At 70.3% G+C, this 17,402-nt stretch carries 21 protein-coding genes and 1 pseudogene; 7 read left to right on the top strand and 15 right to left on the bottom strand.

Annotation, left to right across the window (positions count from 1 at the left end; translation table 11 throughout):
- Positions 1–470 precede the first annotated feature (470 nt).
- From G6O68_RS30255 to G6O68_RS30205, 11 genes are all read right to left on the bottom strand, one after another.
- Entirely contained in the window at positions 471–1,181 is a 711-nt protein-coding gene (locus G6O68_RS30255; RefSeq protein WP_165253245.1) for a tyrosine-type recombinase/integrase, read from the bottom strand.
- A 62-nt stretch (positions 1,182–1,243) separates the two neighbouring features.
- Positions 1,244–1,762, bottom strand: coding sequence for a hypothetical protein (locus G6O68_RS30250; protein WP_165253243.1), 519 nt, complete (start codon positions 1,760–1,762; stop codon positions 1,244–1,246).
- 777 nt (positions 1,763–2,539) lie between these two features.
- The gene (locus G6O68_RS30245; protein WP_165253241.1) at positions 2,540–2,710 is read right to left on the bottom strand and encodes a hypothetical protein; all 171 of its coding nucleotides are present in this window, start codon (positions 2,708–2,710) and stop codon (positions 2,540–2,542) included.
- Positions 2,707–3,177 (bottom strand): hypothetical protein, encoded by a 471-nt coding sequence (locus tag G6O68_RS30240; protein WP_165253239.1) that lies wholly within the window; start codon positions 3,175–3,177, stop codon positions 2,707–2,709. Before G6O68_RS30240 ends, G6O68_RS30245 begins: the two co-directional genes overlap by 4 nt.
- 64 nt (positions 3,178–3,241) lie before the next feature.
- On the bottom strand, positions 3,242–4,651 hold the full coding sequence (locus G6O68_RS30235) for a hypothetical protein (protein WP_165253236.1): 1,410 nt from the start codon (positions 4,649–4,651) through the stop codon (positions 3,242–3,244).
- Between the two features lie 114 nt (positions 4,652–4,765).
- Positions 4,766–5,071 carry a hypothetical protein gene (locus G6O68_RS30230; RefSeq protein ID WP_165253234.1) on the bottom strand — a complete coding sequence of 102 codons (306 nt, stop codon included), beginning with the start codon at positions 5,069–5,071 and terminating at the stop codon, positions 4,766–4,768.
- A gap of 106 nt (positions 5,072–5,177) precedes the next feature.
- Positions 5,178–5,423: a hypothetical protein gene (locus G6O68_RS30225; protein WP_165253232.1), complete on the bottom strand. Its 246-nt coding sequence runs from the start codon at positions 5,421–5,423 to the stop codon at positions 5,178–5,180.
- Positions 5,423–6,412: a hypothetical protein gene (locus G6O68_RS30220; protein WP_165253230.1), complete on the bottom strand. Its 990-nt coding sequence runs from the start codon at positions 6,410–6,412 to the stop codon at positions 5,423–5,425. Before G6O68_RS30220 ends, G6O68_RS30225 begins: the two co-directional genes overlap by 1 nt.
- A 98-nt stretch (positions 6,413–6,510) precedes the next feature.
- Positions 6,511–8,007 (bottom strand): AAA family ATPase, encoded by a 1,497-nt coding sequence (locus G6O68_RS30215; protein WP_165253228.1) that lies wholly within the window; start codon positions 8,005–8,007, stop codon positions 6,511–6,513.
- Between the two features lie 66 nt (positions 8,008–8,073).
- Positions 8,074–8,268: a DUF2997 domain-containing protein gene (locus G6O68_RS30210; protein ID WP_165253226.1), complete on the bottom strand. Its 195-nt coding sequence runs from the start codon at positions 8,266–8,268 to the stop codon at positions 8,074–8,076.
- Entirely contained in the window at positions 8,265–8,633 is a 369-nt protein-coding gene (locus G6O68_RS30205) for a DUF1257 domain-containing protein (RefSeq protein ID WP_165253224.1), read from the bottom strand. Before G6O68_RS30205 ends, G6O68_RS30210 begins: the two co-directional genes overlap by 4 nt.
- Before the next feature lie 817 nt (positions 8,634–9,450).
- Here G6O68_RS30205 and G6O68_RS32555 point away from each other — a divergent pair.
- From G6O68_RS32555 to G6O68_RS33730, 5 genes are read left to right on the top strand one after another with little or no spacing between them, the layout of a single operon-like run.
- Entirely contained in the window at positions 9,451–10,185 is a 735-nt protein-coding gene (locus tag G6O68_RS32555; RefSeq protein WP_206108261.1) for a hypothetical protein, read from the top strand.
- Between the two features lie 56 nt (positions 10,186–10,241).
- On the top strand, positions 10,242–10,595 hold the full coding sequence (gene hxsD, locus G6O68_RS30195) for a His-Xaa-Ser system protein HxsD (protein ID WP_165253222.1): 354 nt from the start codon (positions 10,242–10,244) through the stop codon (positions 10,593–10,595).
- 18 nt (positions 10,596–10,613) lie between these two features.
- Complete coding sequence (hxsB, locus tag G6O68_RS30190; protein WP_165253220.1) at positions 10,614–12,092, top strand: His-Xaa-Ser system radical SAM maturase HxsB; 1,479 nt, start codon at positions 10,614–10,616, stop codon at positions 12,090–12,092.
- Between the two features lie 11 nt (positions 12,093–12,103).
- Entirely contained in the window at positions 12,104–13,303 is a 1,200-nt protein-coding gene (hxsC, locus tag G6O68_RS30185) for a His-Xaa-Ser system radical SAM maturase HxsC (RefSeq protein ID WP_206108260.1), read from the top strand.
- Between the two features lie 15 nt (positions 13,304–13,318).
- Positions 13,319–13,522 (top strand): DUF350 domain-containing protein, encoded by a 204-nt coding sequence (locus G6O68_RS33730; protein WP_165253218.1) that lies wholly within the window; start codon positions 13,319–13,321, stop codon positions 13,520–13,522.
- Between the two features lie 261 nt (positions 13,523–13,783).
- Here G6O68_RS33730 and G6O68_RS33725 read toward each other — a convergent pair.
- From G6O68_RS33725 to G6O68_RS30160, 4 genes and pseudogenes are all read right to left on the bottom strand, one after another.
- A pseudogene (locus G6O68_RS33725) lies at positions 13,784–14,203 on the bottom strand (thermonuclease family protein); the annotation flags it as partial.
- Between the two features lie 96 nt (positions 14,204–14,299).
- Positions 14,300–14,644 (bottom strand): hypothetical protein, encoded by a 345-nt coding sequence (locus G6O68_RS30170; RefSeq protein ID WP_165253216.1) that lies wholly within the window; start codon positions 14,642–14,644, stop codon positions 14,300–14,302.
- Positions 14,645–14,866: 222 nt separating this feature from the next.
- The gene (locus G6O68_RS30165; protein WP_165253214.1) at positions 14,867–15,115 is read right to left on the bottom strand and encodes a hypothetical protein; all 249 of its coding nucleotides are present in this window, start codon (positions 15,113–15,115) and stop codon (positions 14,867–14,869) included.
- A gap of 109 nt (positions 15,116–15,224) precedes the next feature.
- The gene (locus G6O68_RS30160; RefSeq protein ID WP_165253212.1) at positions 15,225–15,695 is read right to left on the bottom strand and encodes a hypothetical protein; all 471 of its coding nucleotides are present in this window, start codon (positions 15,693–15,695) and stop codon (positions 15,225–15,227) included.
- 74 nt (positions 15,696–15,769) lie between these two features.
- Here G6O68_RS30160 and G6O68_RS30155 point away from each other — a divergent pair, with 74 nt between their 5' ends.
- Positions 15,770–16,996, top strand: coding sequence for a DNA polymerase Y family protein (locus G6O68_RS30155; RefSeq protein WP_165253210.1), 1,227 nt, complete (start codon positions 15,770–15,772; stop codon positions 16,994–16,996).
- Positions 16,997–17,083: 87 nt separating this feature from the next.
- Positions 17,084–17,386 (top strand): hypothetical protein, encoded by a 303-nt coding sequence (locus G6O68_RS30150; RefSeq protein ID WP_165253208.1) that lies wholly within the window; start codon positions 17,084–17,086, stop codon positions 17,384–17,386.
- Positions 17,387–17,402: the final 16 nt, after the last annotated feature.

Raw genomic sequence — 17,402 nt, 5'->3', positions numbered from 1 at the left:
CGAGATAGATTCTTAACCAAGAGTTCTAGGGTGGAGGGCTGAGGGCTGCGGCCATCCCTTGGTCCGCGACGATAGGAGCGGACCGGCCGGCGGCCCTATTTCCCGAGAACATCTCTTGGTGCGCCCTGTAAGGGCCTGGATAACAGGGGCGTGATCCCCGCACCTCGCGGGGGCTGGCCGAGAGGAGGGATGGGACGTGGCGGACGAGACGACGGTCGCAGAACGCTTGGAGCGGATTGGGAGATTGCTGGAGGGCCTGGTCGCCGCGGGGGCCGTCCGGGAGTGGTCCACCACCGAGGACTTCGGCTCGAAAGTCGGCAAGGCGGAGGCGACCGTCCGCGAGCACTGCCGCTATGGACGCCTCCGAGCCGAGCGGCGCCGATCGGGGCGCGGGGCCTACCCGGCGTGGACCCTCTCACACGCCGAACTGCTGCGGTACCAGCGAGAGAGCCTGTTGCCCGACGCACGCCTCAGCCGAACACGCCCAGGATCGCGTCCGACTGGACCCCGGCGTGGAGGTGACGGTAGCGCCGCCTCTGCTCCTCGGTCGAATGGCCGGCGAACTCGTCGATCAGTCGTTGGTCGACTCCCTTCGACGCGAGGGCGGAGACGAAGCTGTGGCGCAGGGTGTGAAGGCCTCGGACGGCGGCCCATCTCGACCCCTCCAACGTTCGTTTGAAATGCCAGTGACACTCGTCCACCGTGAGGGGGGGCGGCCCCGTGGGGACGGGACTCGCGACTTTGCCATCCGAGCCCTCGCCGTCACGCGCGGTCGTCGGCCTCCGTTTCCGCGATCGGGCCACGACCTCGGCGTGCGCGAAGAGCTGGGGGCCGCCCGGGTGCACCGCCAGCCAGGCCTTCAGGATCGCGGCCAAATGCGACGACATCGGGACTCGCCGGGCCGTCCTCCTGGCATGCGAACGCTTCCGCTCGCGGATCGCGACGACCCCCGCCTCGAAGTCGACGTCGCCGCCCCGGATCCTGAGCAGCTCGCTCTTGCGGGCGCCGGTGTAGGCTGCCGTCGCGACCAGGGGGTGGATCCAGGGATGGGCAGCGCATGCCTCCACGTGCTCGAGGAGTTCGCCGACCTCCTCGACCGTCAGGAACACGCTCTGCCATAATTCGGCGGCTTCGTCCGCGGACAGGCCCTTCGCTCGCCTCTCGGCCTCGGCCAGTCCCATGTAGGCAGGTCGCTCGTCGGCCTTGGGGTATCGGATCCCGCCGCATGGGCATCGGCCTTCGGTCAGGCCGTTCCGCCCGCCCCAGTTCCATGCCGCGCGAAAAGTGACCACCTCCTTTCGGGGGTGGCGGGGCCGACTCGCCGCCCCCGCCATGACTCCGCGAGCCGTGCATCGACGTATCTTTGTAAATCCGCAGCGACCAGGCTCTGCAGCGTCCGTTCGGCGTCCAGGAGGCGGACCAGATGGGCGAAGTGGCGGCGGATCCCGCGGAGCGTCTCGAGTTCAAGTATCGAGACGTGGGCATCCACGTAGCGATCGCGGAGATTGGCCAGGGTGGGCCGTCCCGCCCGGGGGTGGGCGACCGTCGGAGGGGACCCGTCGTGCCTCATGAAGGCGAGGACGTCCACGCCCTCGGGGATCTCGACCAGTCGTTGCCTGAGACGCATCAGCAGGTAGTCGACCTGCTCGGCCTTGGACTGGGCCTCTCGTTGGGTGACCTTCCCAAGCCCCAACCCCCATTGCTTTCCGTCGTGGTTGAACAGGATCCTGAAGCTGTCTCCCCGCCGCTGGATCGCAGCCATCGCCATCCTCCTGCGACCCGTGTTCTCTTACCAAATTCTTACCAGAGAAGCCCCCATGCCTCGTCGCGATGTGCCCTAAGTGATTGCCGGCGGTGGGATTCGAACCCACACTCGGGTTGCCCCGAAGAGGATTTTAAGTCCCCAGCGTCTGCCGTATCCGTAGCGTTGGGTTGATGGGGATATGGTAGTTAAGTTCACTTGAAAAATAGGTTTGCGACGCGTTCTCTTGCGTGTTCCGATTGTACTCGCACTGGGGCCGCATGGCCAGCCAATGCAGCGAAATTGCAGCGCCGCGAGCGGCCGAAGTCCGCCGACCGATGCCTCGCCTCCATACCACGCAGGTCGAGGAAGGTCGGGGCCGCTAGCCCGCGAATCCAGGCGACGGCATGAAGATCCTGATTCAGCCCGGGCACCGTGCGAACTCGCCGAAGACCGCCCCCGGGCTCGGGTCTGAGAAGCCTGCCATCATTCGATGTTCGCCGCCTCCACGAAATCACAGGGCTCGCCCCCGGGGATGAGGACGGCTCTCGCCCGAGGGGACGAAGCGCGAAGCCTCGCATCCCCTAACGGGGGGGGCCGAACGGGTCGGGTGGACGCCTGGGATGGGAGGCTCGCGTTTCGTTGCGGGCTCCGGCCGGGGACATAGTGAGCCCGATCCGAACCATCGACCACGGCTGCGCCGGGACCGGCCGTCCAGGCTCGCGAATCGGGAGGCATTCTAGAGCTAAAGAGGAGCTTCCCCCGGCCGCGGCGGGGCCGCGGCCGGGGGGACGTCGGTCATCGGCCCCGGGGGCGGATGCGAATGTTCCCGTGGGCGACGCAGGCGGCCGCCAGGGCCGCGATCGTCAGCAGGAACACGGCCCCGCTCCCCGCGGCCGAGCCGACGACGGCGGCGACGAGGAGGCAGCCGTTGAAGTAGGCCATGTTCAGCTTGTTCCTGGCGTTCAAGGGCGGCCGCCTCCCGGCTGGAGTCTCGTCGGCGGGACTAACGAGGAATTCCGTCGCGGCGCCTGGGTCGGCGTCCGCAGCTCGGCGATCAGCCGGCTCGCCTCGACGACGGAGAGGGCCTCGGGGTCGTCGACGCCGAATCGCTCGGAGACGACGCCCGCGAGGTCGAGGCGCCTGCGGTCGCAGGCGGCCCGGAGGGCGCGGAGCTGCGGGTCGGTGGCGGGTCGGCGACGCCGCGCGCGGCGGTCGTCGGAACGAGCGACGGCGCCGGTCTCCCGGCGTCGGTCCAGCTCGTCCTGAACCGCGCGGGCGCACGCGGCGAAGGCGGCGCGGGCCGCCCGCTCGAACGCCCCGGCCGCGGCGTGCGGGTCGGGCTCGGGCAGCTCGACCTCCAGGCCGCAGGTCGCGCCGAGCGACCCGTAGTCCGGCAGGCCGATCTTCTTGCTGTAAGCGACCGTCATCTTCATGGCCTTCGTGGTCCTCCGGGCGATGGATCAAGGTCGGTGGATGGGTCGAGCGGTCGAGCCGGGGCTATCCGCCGGCGACTTCCTGGAGCCGCAGCTCCTCGATGGAGCGGAGGGTCGAGGCGACGAGCCGGGACCGCCTCCGGTCGCGACGCAGCGCCGCGACCAGGCGGCCGGTCCGCGACCGGGCTTCGGCCAGGGCCCGGTGGAGGGCCTCGGCCACTTCGAGCGCGGACGCGACGCCGTCGGTCGGGCCTTCCGGCGCGGGCTCCGACACGGGTTTCGCGGCTGGTTTGCAGCCGGAGGGCGAGGGACTCTCCATCGCGATCGTCCCGACGGCCTGGCCGACGAGGGCGGGCTCGATGACCGCGGCGTCCTCGGACGGGGCGATCGCCGACTCGTTCGACAGGGGCTGCCAGGCGAACGACCGGAGGCCGTCGCGGCAGAGCGCGGGGGCGTCGGGCCCGAAGAAGCGGAGCTCGTCGAAGCCGAGGCGCAGCGCCCGCGCCAGGTATTCGCGGTTCGTGTGCAGCCGGACCGGCTCGCCCGAATAGCGGGATCGGGCCAGCACCAGCTCGGTCGGCGGCCCGTGGCCGAACGCGCGAGCCCGGACGGCGACGCGGCCGTTGCAGTCGAGCGTCGCGGGCGCGTGCGGGTCGCCGCCGCCGGGGAGGCGGTCGATCCCCCCGGCGAGGAACGCGGCGTCGGCCGGGTCGATCGTCAGCCGGGTCGAGGCCGAGGCCGGGTCGGGCACGGCGTGCTCGACCCGGGGGAAGCGGGCGTCGGCCTCGATGGACAGGTGCAGCGTCCAGGCCCCGGCCCGCAGCACGACGTGGGGCCCAGTCCGGCCGATCGCGACGGGGGCGTCGCGCGGCAGGGCCTTGCACGCGAACAGCGGGACGGAGCGCACGAGGACGTCGTCGTCCCAGGGCAGGCCGAAGCCGCCCTGGACGAGGACCTGCCGGCCGTCGGTGGCGACCACCTCGGACGTCGATCCCTTGAGCAGGATGCAGTCGAGCGCGTGGCGGGCCGTACGCTCGCCGGCCGTCGCGGTGGCCTCCGCGAAGGCGTCCAGGAGGCCGGGGGGACGCTCGACGAGGGCGGCGGGCATCTCCGGGAAGGCCTGCGGCGCGACGTCCGGGACGGCGTACTCGCGGGACTGCGGGACGCCTCGGTCGTCCCAGCGCGCGGTCGCGCGGCCGGGTGTAGGCGACTCCAGGTGCACGGGCGAGTCGTCGCGGCCCTCGAAGTCGGCCAGGGCCTCCAGCGGGAGCTCGACCGAGCCGGCGGCCCGGCCGTCGCCTTCCAGCAGGCATTCGACGGCCAGGTGGTCGAGGTGCAGTCGGACGAGCAGGCCGCCTGCAGCCGCCGCCTGGAGCGTGACCGGGGGGGCCTGGCCGTTGCGGGCGAGGCCCAGGGTGCGGCGGCGGAGGACGGCCCGCAGGCGGCGGGCTTCGCGGCGAGCGAGGATGATCACGGGAGGCGGACTCCTTGGTCGACGACCCCTTGGTCTATCGAAGACGATGAATGACGTGATTCAAGAAAGGCTCGGATTCAAGCCGAGTCGCAGGGCCGGTCGCCCTCCGCCGACCTATGCGGCCTCGATGCGGCGGTGGGGCCGGCGGCCGGGCCCGGGGCCGGCGGCGTAGACGTCGGCGGCGGCGAACTCGAACTCGACGTCGCAGCCGCCGCATTCGGCCAGCGGGCGAGGGCCTCCGGGGCCGACGGGCAGGGCGACGCCGCCGCCGCAGAACGGGCAGTCGACGGCCAAGTGGAGGTCCTCGGCCTCCAGGTCGTCGGGCCGCCCGGAGCGGGCCTGGAAGCCGAGGCGGCGGATCACGTCGAGCGGCTCGCCGGTGCGGCGGGCGACGGTGCGGTCGAGCTGGGACTGGGTCACGGCGGGCTCCTCTCGGGTCGGGGACGGGTGCCGGCCGCACGACGCGACCGGCGGCTTCGGGGTCGCGTGGGTCGTGGTCGGACGTGGGACGTCGCGCGGCGCGCGATCATCCGGGGGGCGCGAGCCGGTTGGATTCCAGCCAGGCGACCTCGGCCGCCAGGGCCTCGCCCCGGCGGGCGAAGGGCCCGAGCGTCGGGCCGCCGCAGGGAGTCAGGTCGGCCGTCCAGCGGCCCTCGGCGTCGGGCTCGACATGGCTGGCGCGGGCGATGGCGACGGGGCCGAGGGCCGCCAGGTCGACGTCCTCGGCGTAGACGGCCCGGACGACGCCGCGGGGGTCGACCACGAGCCGCATCAGGCGTCACCCGGGGCGGCCGCCTGGCGGATGATGCGGCGGCGGGGCCGTTCCACCAGCATGCCGTCCAGGGCCGACTGGACCTGGGACAGCTGGGTCGCGACACGCCGGCGCAGGTCCGGGGCCTCGCGGAGGTCCCGAGGCGCCACGCCCCGCACGGCCGACCGCGCCCGCTCGACCAGCTCGTCGAGCTGCGCGTCGCTGCGGACGTTGAGCGCCCGGAAGCGGTCGAAGAAGCCGCACAGGTTCTCCACGGCCGAGTCGCGGAAGACCTTGGGCCGGCCGTCGTCGCCCGCGCCGTCGAGCCGCTCGGCGAGGTGCTCGACCAGGCGGGCGAACTCCTCGGCAAACGCCCGCTCGGCCAGCGCGACGGCCTCCTCGAACCGGGATTCCATCCGGGCCCGCTCGCGTTCGTAGAGGTCCGGCGCGAGCCGCATCAGGTAGTCGGGCGGCTCCACCGAGGGGAAGTCGCAGGCCACGGCGAACAGGCCGACGAGCGTTGCGGGGTAGTCGGCCGGGTCGTACAGGCTGCCGAGCCGGCGGGCGGCCGCGTCCCGGAGCTCGCCGTAGCGGCGGTCGAGGTCGGCGACGGCGTCGTCCAGCTCCATGCGGAAGCCGGCGATCCGGCGGGCGAACTCGTCCACCGCGTCCCGTCGGATCAGCCGCACGCCCGGCTCGGGGAAGGGCAGCGAGAAGTCGCGCCAGTACGAGCGGATCCGGCCGCGGACGGCGGTGACGGCGCGGAAGGCGGGGTGCTTGACGTCGAGCAGCCGCTTGCCGGCGCTGAGGCAGCCCCCCTCGGCGTCGAACGCCTCGGCGGCGCGGTCGCGCTGGGGGGCGGTGAGCGCCTTGCGGGTGCCCAGCCAGGTGAACGCGACGCGGGCGGCCGCCGTCTCGGCCCGCAGCCGCCGGGCCGGCTCGGCGAGGTCGTCGACGGCGACTGTTGAGATAGTAGGGGGTTCTTCGATGCGGTCGATCAGCGTGGTCATCGAACCTCCTGGAAAGAAACGAGGCGGCCGGCCGTGCTGGCGGCCTCGTGATGGGGGCTTCGTAAGCTTGGTCCCGCCGGGGGAGCCCACGGCGCGGGTCAGTTGTCGGAGGGCTCGCCCCGGCGGACCTGGCGGCGGGGCCCCTCGGGCGAGCCGACGCGCGAGTAGACGCCGGGCCGGTCGGCGGCCAGGCAGCGGCCGGCGGCCCACGACCGCAGCCGCTCGACCGACTCGCCCGCGGTGACGGCCACCGGGACGATGTTGCGGGCCGCCTCCAGGAGCGGGACGTCGAGCAGGGCCGCCAGCCGGCAGCACGCCCGGACCTCGGCCCCGGTCCAGTCGGCGTCGCGGGGGCGGCGCTGCTCGGGGTCGAGCCCGAACCGCTCCAGGTGCATCTTCCAGATCGCCTCCTTCTCGCCGGCGCCGGGCAGGTCGAGGAAGTAGATTGCGTCGAAGCGTTCCGCCCGACTGAACTCGGGCGGCAGCTTCGAGACGTCGTTCGAGGTGCCGACGAAGAAGACGTCGGACACGTGGTCGGACAGCCAGCCGAGGAGCGAGCCGAACAGCCGCGCCCCGACGCCCGAGTCCCCGTGGGAGCCCGAGGCGGCGCCGCCGAGGGCCTTCTCGATCTCGTCGCAGAACAGGACGCAGGGGGCCATCGCGTCGGCGATCCGCAAGGCCTGCCGGACGTTCTGTTCCGTCTGCCCCACCAGCGAGCCGAGCAGGGCCCCGACGTCGAGCGTGAGCGTGGGCCGACCCGTCTCGTTGCCGAGGGCCCTGGCGAACTGCGACTTGCCCGTGCCCGGCACGCCCAGCAGCAGGACGCCGCGGGCGCGGACGCCGGCCCCCCGCCCGGGCCGCAGGGCCTGCGAGCAGAACGCCTTGAGGGCGTCCAGGCCGCCCAGGTCGGCGAACGCCTCGCCGCCGCGGTGCAGCGTCAGCAGGCCGCTCTTCTTGAGCATGCCCGACTTCAGCTCCCACAAGGGGCCGGCGGCGACGCGGCCGTGGCGGACGAGCGAGAGGCTGCAGGCCCCCTCGGCCTCGTACCGCGTCAGCCCGGCCGCGGCGTCCAGGACCCGATCGAGCTCGTCCCCCTCGGGCAGCTCGCCCGGCTCGCAGGCGATCGAGCGGGCGATCGCCTCCAGCTGATCGCGTCCCGGCAGCTCGTGCTCCAGGACGACGAACTGCTTCTCCAGCTCGACCGGCACCTGGACGACCGGCGACAGGACGACGACGAACGTCCGGGCCTGCTTGCCGGCGACTATGCGGGCGTCGAGCGCCTGGACTACCTCGGGGCTCCCCAGGAAGCGGTGGAAGTTCACGAGGACCAGCAGCGCCGCGCCGTCGGGCGCGGCCATGGCGTCCAGCGCCCGGATCGCCGCCAGCGGGTCGGCGGCGTCGACGGGGACGTCCGTCCCGGCGTCGCCGCCGAGGTACCTGAGGCCCCCGTCGACGTCCCAGGCGGCGATCGACCAGCCCCGGGCGCGGCACAGGTCGGCGATCTCGGCCAGGGCGTCCTGGTGCTCGGACGACCGGACCCAGAGCCCGGTGAAGCAGGCGCGCACGTACTCCTCGAGGCGCTCGGCGAGCGTCATCGAAGGCTCCTCGTTGGTGGGGGCGACGTGGTCGTTGGATGCGGCCAAGGGGATTCGGCGGACGGTTCAAGTGGACTGATCCAGCCGCTGACCAGAGCGTTGGTCCTGGTGGAACTCGGCCGTGAGCGACTCGGCCGTCCGCCGGCCCAGGGCTCGCTCGACGAACCGGCTCGCCTCGCGGCACTCGGCGCCGGCGAAGCCGCGGGTCCGCACGGTCGCGTCGCCCGTGGGGCCGACGGTGATCTCGACGACCTTGCTCAAGACGCACCTCCGACCTGGATCGTGAGCCTGATGGAGCCGTCGGCCAGGGCGTGTTCGACCACGGCGTGGCCCCGTTTCCTCGCCTCGATCCGGGCCTTTTCTACCGCATACATCTGCAGCAGGCGGTCGAGCTGGGCTTGCTCCCCCCAGGCCCCGCCGTAGTTGTCGTACAGGATGCGGCCGGCCTCGGCGTCGACCACCGCCGGGTAACGCCAGCCCGGCAGTTCGATCAGCAGCCCGGCCGCTTCTCCCGAGTACAGCTCGACGGCGCCCCGGACGGGCGCGGGCAGCCCGAGCCTCCTGCAGGCGGCCGCGACCGCCGCCGGGTCGCGGACCTCGGCCTGGATCGTGACGATGTGGGACACGAATCCTCCTCTCGGTGACCATGATTCGGAGTCGCCGGGACGACCGGCGACGGCTAGACCTTTCCCGGGGGTTTATGACGCGATTCCGGCGGAAATTCAGCCGACCGAAAGTACGCGCGGCGTCGTCGGCCCGCTCCGGCTGCACGCTCGGATGCGGAGTCGTCCGCTCCGGAGATAGACGGCGGGCGGCGTTTCGAAAGAACCCGCTGCGAGGGGGCTAACGGGGGACTGGTGGCCGTCGCGTCCCGATGCGGCGACGGACGGCGGGGGTTGATCGGCCATGGGTCGTGAAGGACCGGCGGCGCGAACCGAACGGCAGGGACGCCGTCGAGCCCGCGAGCGAGAGGAACTCTGCTACGGGGGCGGGGCTGGCCGCTTCGGCGTCGGACCGCCGGTGGTCGCCCCGAACTCGTCGCCGAGCGTGGACTCGCCCGCACCCGATTCGGAGGCGACGACGCGCGGGGTCCGACGAAGAAGGCCGTCCGAGCGGGAGTCGGCACCGGTCCCTATGCGGGCGTCGAGCCGAGGGTGCCGGACCAAGGCCGGGAATCGCGCCCCGACTCCTGAGGGGTGCGTGACGGATCCGTACGCCGTGGAACCCCGGCGGCGTCCTCGGGGACGACGCTGCGGGGGGACTCCGCACTTGCTGGTCGCGCGACGTGCATTGGAAGGCGATCGATGCTCCAACGCTTGCTTGTCCACGTCATTGGATTCAATCGTCTTGCTTCACGATTGCTCGCTTGTTAAGCTCGCCATCCTGATCGGGGCCGGGTAGTTCGGCGGGCCGCGGTCCATCGCGGCCCCGAGTGGAGCTTTCATGGCACAAGACGACCGGCGGACAGGTCGACTCGCGAAGTTGGCCCTGAAGATCGGCACGGTCGCGAGCGCCGCCGCCGCGCTCCTATCCGAGGGTGCGGCGGCAAGCGACGACGTCCACGCGAAGCGTCCCGTCGCGGGGCATCCGCGTCCGACGGCGTCCCGCACGGCGGAAGGACGCGAACGTTCCTCGCCGCCGCCGCTGGTCCTCAGGCCGAGCCTGGCGGGCGGCAAGGTGATCCTCGCCGGCCATCGGTCGCACAGCTCCCACCGTTCGCACAGCTCCCACCGCTCGCACGTCTCGGGCAGCAGCCATTCCTCGCACTTTTCGAGCTCCGTCCGCACCGCCCCGAGCTATTCGACGGGCGCGTCCTCGTCGTCGGGGCGTCCCTCGTCGAGTCCGACGAGGGATTCTTCGGGCGGCGAGACGACGACTTCGCCCACCCCGCCTCCGCAGGCCCCGCCTCGACCGGTCCGTCCGGCGGAGCCGGCCCCGCCGCCGGTCGACCTCGAGGATCCGAAGCACCGCTATCGGGTCATCGCGATCAGCGTCGTGGGAGGCGTCCAGAAGGCCTTCATCGAAGACCTCCTCGAAGACGAATCCAAGCTGGTCAAGGTCGGCGAGACCATCGGCGACGCCAAGGTGGTCGAGATCTCGAAGCCGAAGTCCTCGGTCCGTCTGAAACCGGCGAGCGGCGACGAGGTCACGGTGAAGAGCGGGCAGGCCCCGAATTGACCTCGCCGCGGTCTCGCAAGAACCCGATACCGACCTACTCGTCGAGGCCGTTCGAGATGCCCGAGATCATGATCCACCTCGACACCAAGGTGTACAGCCTGTCGGCCGTGAAGAAAACCGCCTATCGGATCGGCGACCGGGCCACCGCCCGGATCGAGATCGCCGCCGACGGGGGGGCGGCCGTGAGGCTGACGATCAAGGACGAGAAGACGCGGCCGGAGGATCTCGAGGCCGAATTCCTGCAGGAGCTCCTGGACCAGGACCTGCGCGAGTCGATCTCCCGGGAGACGGAGAAGGTGCGGAACCTGCTCCTGGCGCACGCGTTCTCCGGCCTGTCGGCCGTGGACGACGCCGCGGACCACCGCGAAGATCCGCTGGGGATCGGCCGATCGCAGGCCATGGGACGCTGACCGGAGCGATCGACTCGAATGCCCACGGCCCTGCCCGTCCTCAACGATCGCTTCCGTCCCGTCGAGCGGTTCGCGGCCCGGCCGGGCCGCGACTACACGCTGCTGCCGATGCGGCTGATCTCGCTCGACGCCGGGCGGCATGTGCTGACGAACTTCGCGGGCGAATACGTCGTACTCCCCAAGGAGACGACGCGGCGGCTCGTGCGGCATGAGCTGGATACGGCGTCCGACGTCTTCGAGGAACTCCTCTCCAGGCACTTCGTCTCGGTCGGCGGCTCGGACGCGGCGCTCGACCTGCTCGCCGTGAAATACCGGACGAAGCAGTCGCTGCTGGCCGAGTTCACCTCGCTGTTCATGTTCGTCGTCTCGCTGCGGTGCGACCACAGCTGCCCCTACTGCCAGGTCTCGCGGCAGTCGCTGGACCGGCACGCCTACGACATGAAGCCCGACGTCGCCGACCGGGCCGTCGACTTCATGTTCCGCAGCCCGTCCCGGGCCCTGAAGGTCGAGTTCCAGGGCGGGGAGTCGCTTCTCAACTTCCCCTTGATCCGCCGCATCGTCGAGCGCGTCGAGTCTCGGAACCTGGCCGAAGGCCGGGACGTGCAGTTCGTGATCGCCACGAACCTCGCCCCGCTGACGGACGAGATGCTCGACTACTGCCGCGTGCACGAAATCGTGATCTCCACGAGCCTCGACGGCCCCAGGGAGCTGCACAACCAGAATCGCCCCCGACCCGGGGGAGACAGCCACAAGCTGGCGGTGCGGGGCATCCGGCGCGTCCGCGAGGCGCTCGGGCACGACAGCGTGGCGGCCTTGATGACGACGACGGCCGCGAGCCTCGCGCAGCCGCGGGAGATCGTCGACGAATACGTCCGCCAGGGGTTCTCTTGCGTCTTCCTGCGTCCGCTCAGCCCCTACGGCTTCGCGGTCAAGACGGGGCTGGCGCGCAAGTACGCCGCCGACGAATGGCTGGAATTCTATCGGGCCGCGCTCGGCTACATCATCGAACTGAACCTGGCCGGCACGCCGTTCCGCGAGGAGTACTCGAGCCTCATCCTGCGGAAGATGCTCACGCCGTTCCCCACCGGCTACGTCGACCTCCAGTCGCCGGCCGGCCTCGGCATAGCCGGGCTGATCTTCAACTACGACGGCGACGTCTACGCCTCCGACGAGGCGCGGATGCTCGCCGAGACCGGCGACCGCAAGTTCCGCCTGGGGAACCTGGCCGTCGACTCGTTCGAGGACGTGATGACCTCCGACGCGCTGATCGACGTGTTGTCGGAGACGATGACCGAGGGCGTCCCCATGTGCGTCGACTGCGGGTTCCAGCCCTATTGCGGCAGCGACCCCGTCTACCACCACGCCACCCAAGGCGACGTCGTCGGGTTCAAGCCGACGAGCGACTTCTGCCGCCGCAACATGGGGGTCATGCGGCATCTCGTGCGGCTGTTGGAAGACGACGAGCGGGCGGCCTCCGTCCTCGAAACCTGGATCTGAGGGGCGGGACCGTGATCAAGCTGCACGCCAGGCTGGAGAAGCGGCTCGACGCCGAACCCTTCGTCGCCAGGGTGGCGCGCGGCCGGGGCGGCGGTCGCGGCGACCTCCGCGAAGTCCAGTTCGTCGACGGTCAAGACGAGCCGTCGCCCGGCTACGGCGGATACCTCCTGGCCGAGGGCCTGGAAGAAGGCCCCTGGGCCGCACGTCCCGACGCCTGGCCGATCCCGGAGGCGTTGGGTCATCTGTCCGACGGCGACGTCGTCCGGATCAGCCCGCGATCGGGCGAACTCTGGGTCATGTACCGCCGGGGCTCGACGTCGAACTCCATGCTGCTGACCGAACGCTGCAACAGCTACTGCGTCATGTGCTCCCAGCCGCCGAGGGACGTCGCGGACGACCATCTCGTCCGGTCCTACCTCGAAGCCATACCGCTCATGTCCCGCGAGACGAACGAGCTGGGGATCACCGGCGGCGAGCCGACGTTGCTGGGCGACCGACTGCTGGAGATCATCCGGAAGTGCAGGGACCACCTCCCGGAAACCTCCTTGCACATGCTGTCCAACGGCCGCATGTTCAACTACCTATCCCTGAGCAGGGAGGTGGCGGAGATCGGCCATCCCGACCTCATGATCGGCGTGCCGCTGTACTCGGACCTCCCGCACCGCCACGATTTCGTCGTCCAAGCGGACGGGGCTTTCGACCAGACGATCCGGGGCTTGATGAACCTCGCCCGGTGCGGCGTCTCGGTCGAGATCCGCGTCGTCCTGCACCGGCAGACCGTCGAGAGGCTCCCCCAGCTCGCGAGGTTCATCGCCCGAAACCTGCCTTTCGCCGACCACGTCGCCCTCATGGGGCTGGAGATGATGGGCTTCGTCCGGATGAACCTGGAGCCGCTCTGGATCGACCCGGCCGACTATCGGCCGCAGCTGACCGGGGCCGTGGAGCATCTCCACCGTCGCGGGATGAACGTCTCGATCTACAACCACCAGCTCTGCGTGCTCGATAGGGGACTGTGGCCGTTCGCGCGCAAGAGCATCTCCGACTGGAAGAACGAGTATGTGGACGAGTGCGTCGCGTGCGCGGCGAGGGACCATTGCGGCGGCTTCTTCGCCTCGTCTTCGCTGCGCCGCTCGTCGCGGATCCGGCCGCTCACGCCGGACATGATCCCCCCGGAGTCGGCGACGTCGCCGACCCTCTCCGCCACTCCTTAGAAGGTGTCTCCGCTCATGTGGGAATCGCTCCTCATCTCGGCCATGTACGGCGGACTCGGGATCTTACTTTGCGCGTTCGGCTACAAGCTCTTCGACATCATCGAGACGAAGGTCGACTTCGCCGAGGAGCTCAGGAAGGGGAACATGGCGGCCGCGGTCGTGGTGGCGAGCTTCCTGCTCGGGATCTGCTACATCATCGGCAGGACGGTCGGCGGCTGATCCGGCCCCGATATGCGGCGGCTCGGCCTCGATCGGGGCCGCCCGCCGACAATCCTCCGCCTTCCGGTACCCCGCCTCCTCGGCCTCCTTCGCCGACGTGAACTCGACGCGGTTCTTCTCGCTCATCCGTCCCGCGCCGCCGCAGTGGGGCGCGTGATACACCCTGCTGCCGCGGTTGCCGACCACACCCGCCGTGGCTGGGACTCCCACTCCCTTGCGCCAGTCCCACGGCGGCGTCGGGTTCGGCCGGCTCCAGAGGCCGCGCTTCGCCGCTTTCGCCTCGGACTCGAGCCGGGCCAATTCGCGATCCCCCGGGGCGTAGGCTCGGTACCACCAGCAGTAGCCTTCGCGCGTAAGCTCCCGGTTCAGGCTCCGCCCGTCCGGTAAGATCACCTCGGCCACGGTCCTCCCGTAGCGGTCGGTATCCACCGGCCTGATCGTCGCCGCCTTGCCGAACGCCAGCTCGGAGGCAGCCTGTTTCGCCCGCTGTCCGAAATCCTGGCCCGACTCGGGGGCGTCGATCCCGTGCAGGCGTATCTTCACCTGCCGCTTCTCCTCGGTGAGCACGGTGAGCGTGTCGCCGTCGGACACGCCGACGACGCGAGCGGGGTAGTCCGCCGAGCATGCCGGGGCTGCGAGGAGGAGCAGGAAGAGCGGGGAGAGGTATCGTGCGGCTTCCATACCGCAAAGATGGCTCAGAAGGCGGCCCGTGCCCAGATGTTCACAAAAAGAGACGATGCGACTCTGGACACGGCGAGGCAGCTTCAGCGGGCGAACTCACCCCAGCAAGTCCACGAGCCGCTTGACCTTCTCCGCCCCGAAGGCCTCGACCAGCGGCTTCATGGCCTCCAGGACCTCGAGCACATCCATTTCGCCGGATCGCAAGGACTTGCGAGGGGCGGCCGGCTCGCCACTTCGAGGTTTCCGCTTCGGATCGCTCTTCTTCTCGGCCCGCTTCTTCTCCATGGCCTTGTACGCGCTGATCATCTGCCTTGGGATGTCGATCCCGTGGCGCGACTTCACGAAGCCCTCGATGTCGCCGAGATCCTCCAGCCCTTCGCCGAGCGCATTGCGGACGGCCTGGGCCTTGGAGATGGCAGGGGAGCCGTTCCCGTCGATCACTCCGCCTCCATCGGCCTGCGCGTCATCGACTACGGGGGCGGTTTGCGACTTCGTATTCTTCTGCGCGCGCGAGGGGGCCATGCGGGGAGACTCCGGTACAAGGTAGGGGATGAAAGAAGTATCCCATCCGCCGCCTAAACCGGGCAATGGCATTTACTTGCGCACCGACGAAGTGGATTTCGGCGTGGTCGGCGGAATCGTCGCAAGCCTGACCTTCAAGTTTCAGCCGGCCGTCCGCATTCGAGTCTCGACGAGGCTCACCCGCACCCTGGCCGTCGCCCCCTCGACGAGCAGGTGGATGATCCCGGAACCGCGCCTGGTCATGAGCCGGACATCCGCCCCGTCCAGGTAACCCGGCTCGTCGGTGGCGTCTTCCTGCACCCAGACGCTGTCGTCCGAGAGCTTGTAGACGCGGCCTCGCCCGTAGCCGCAGAACGTTCCGACTAACCGGCCGATCCAGATCGTTTCCATGCGTCACCTCCGAGTCGAACCCTACCCGCGCCTGGGACTCGTGTCCCGGACGACCCCCTATTCCTCCGCCTCAAGTTCCCCGTCGATCGGTGCGTCCGGGAAACTCGCCTTAAATCTTCTGGCCGATGAAGACCGGCATCCGGTCCGACCCGGTCATGACGCGGTAGTAGTGGCTCGACGGCTCGCAGATCATGTAGGCGACCGCCCGCCCGTACTCGTCGGACACCAGCAGTCCCTTGATGCCCACCTCGATGGCGTACCAGACGCCGCGCCTCTCCAGGCCGAAGTTCGCCGGGATGTCGACGAAGATCGCTCCCGAGCGGGCCCACAGGCCCTTCTCGACGCTCTCTTGCCACGTCCAGCCCGTCCTGGGCAGCGTCAGGCTGCGGCGGGTGTGGTTGCCCCAGCGTGCGAGCCTGAGGACGCCGTCGCGGACGATCGGCAGCCGGGGCCTCGGCTCCCGGTAGAGGAAGCGGTACTCCGGCCTCCCGGCCCGGACGTGGAGCCGCCCGGCCAGATCGTGACGCCCAACCAGTTCCGTGGGCAGCTCGCTCCCTATCAGCGCGATCCCGAGGCACACCGTCGATCTCGCCGCCCCCGATTCCGCCCGCCCCCGCCTTGTCGAAACCCCCGCGCCAAAGTATACGGGAGTTCATGAGGAACGCAAATCCAGTAGGTCACGTGGACGCGGATTGTTTTTACGTCTCGGCCGAGCGGGTGCGGTACGAGCACTTCCAGGGGCTGCCTCTGGCCGTGATCGGCAACCAGGGGGCCTGCGTCATCGCGAAGTCCTACGAGATGAAGGCCGCCGGGGTGAAGACCGGCGAGCCGATCTGGGACGCGGTGAAGAAGTGCCCGGACGGGGCCTACGTGAAGCGGGATTTCCGCTGGTACGAGGTGCTCTCGCGCCTGATGCTCGACGTGGTGAAGGAGTACTCGCCCCGCGTGGAGTATTACTCCATCGACGAGTTTTTCTTCGAACCGCATCCGGCCAAGGGCCAGGACGAGCAGGCCTTCGCCGAGATGATCCGCGACCGCATCTTTGAGCGGGTCCGGGTGCCCGCCACGGTGGGGATCGGGCGGACCAAGACTTTGGCGAAGCTGATCTCGGACACGGCCAAGCCGTTCGGGGCGCGGGCGGTGCTGGGGCGGGAGGCGGAGGAGGCGCTGCTGGCCGCGACCCCCGTCACCGAAGTCTCGGGGATCGCGGGCAGGAGGGCGGCGAGGCTCTCGCCGTGGGGCGTTTCGACGTGCCTGGACTTCGCCCGGATGGACCGGCGGATCGCCCGCCAGCTCCTGACCGCATCCGGCGAGGCCCTGTGGTGGGAGCTCAACGGTGATCCGGTCCTCCCGATCCACCCGCAGCGGATCCCGCACAAGGCCCTCTCGCGAGGCGGCAGCTTCGGCGAGGCGACCGACGACCCCGGCACGCTGTGGGCGTGGCTAGTGCGGAACCTGGAGCGGCTGATCGAGGAGCTGAACTTCCACGGCGTGACGACGGGCCGCGTCGTCGTCTGGGTCGGATACAAGGACGGCCGTGCGGGAGAGGGGAGGGCGAGCCTGCCGGAACCGGCGGATCAGTTCGACATCCTGCTGGAAGCCCTGAGGCCGTGCCTGCGTCAGGCGTATATACCCGGGGCGGCGGCGGGGCGGATGCACCTGTTCGCCGTCGGCCTGCGTCCCAAGGGCGAGCGGCAGCTGACGCTGTTCGAGGGGGCGTCGGAGCGGGTGAAGATCGTCTCGGCCCTGAAGAAGGCGGTGAACGAGAAGCACGGCCGGTTCGCGATGAGGAGCGGGGCGACGCTGCCGCTGGCGGGGATGTACGCGGACGGGGCGCACGGCTATGACATCTGCGACGTGCGTGGGAAGAGCTGTTTTTGAGGCGGCGATGGGAAGGAAGCGGCCCCTTGGAGCCGACCAAGCCCCGTTCGGTCGAGGCCTCTTGAGAAGAGATCACGCGAGGAGACGATGGTGCCGCGAATTCCGAGGCCTCTCCTGACGAAGGTCGACACGCGGGCGTCGGACGGCGGAGAGCCTATCTCCCTGATCACCCGCATCTGGACGCGCCGGGGGGCCCTGCGGTGCAACCTCTGCCCGCTCTGCAACGCCCAGCCGGCGTTCGTCGTCTCGTTATGCATGGTGTCGATCCCGGGATTCATCAGCGATGAACAGGCCGCGATGCACCGCTTCAATGCGGAGGCCGGGGACGAGTTGGCGGTGTTCCTCGGGTCCGAGGCGAGGCGGATCGATCTGGACGACGAGGACGACTGATACGAGCTGCGTTTAG

The organism is Paludisphaera soli (assembly GCF_011064595.1).
Classification (GTDB): domain Bacteria; phylum Planctomycetota; class Planctomycetia; order Isosphaerales; family Isosphaeraceae; genus Paludisphaera; species Paludisphaera soli.
This window is presented reverse-complemented; position numbering and strand designations above follow the sequence as displayed.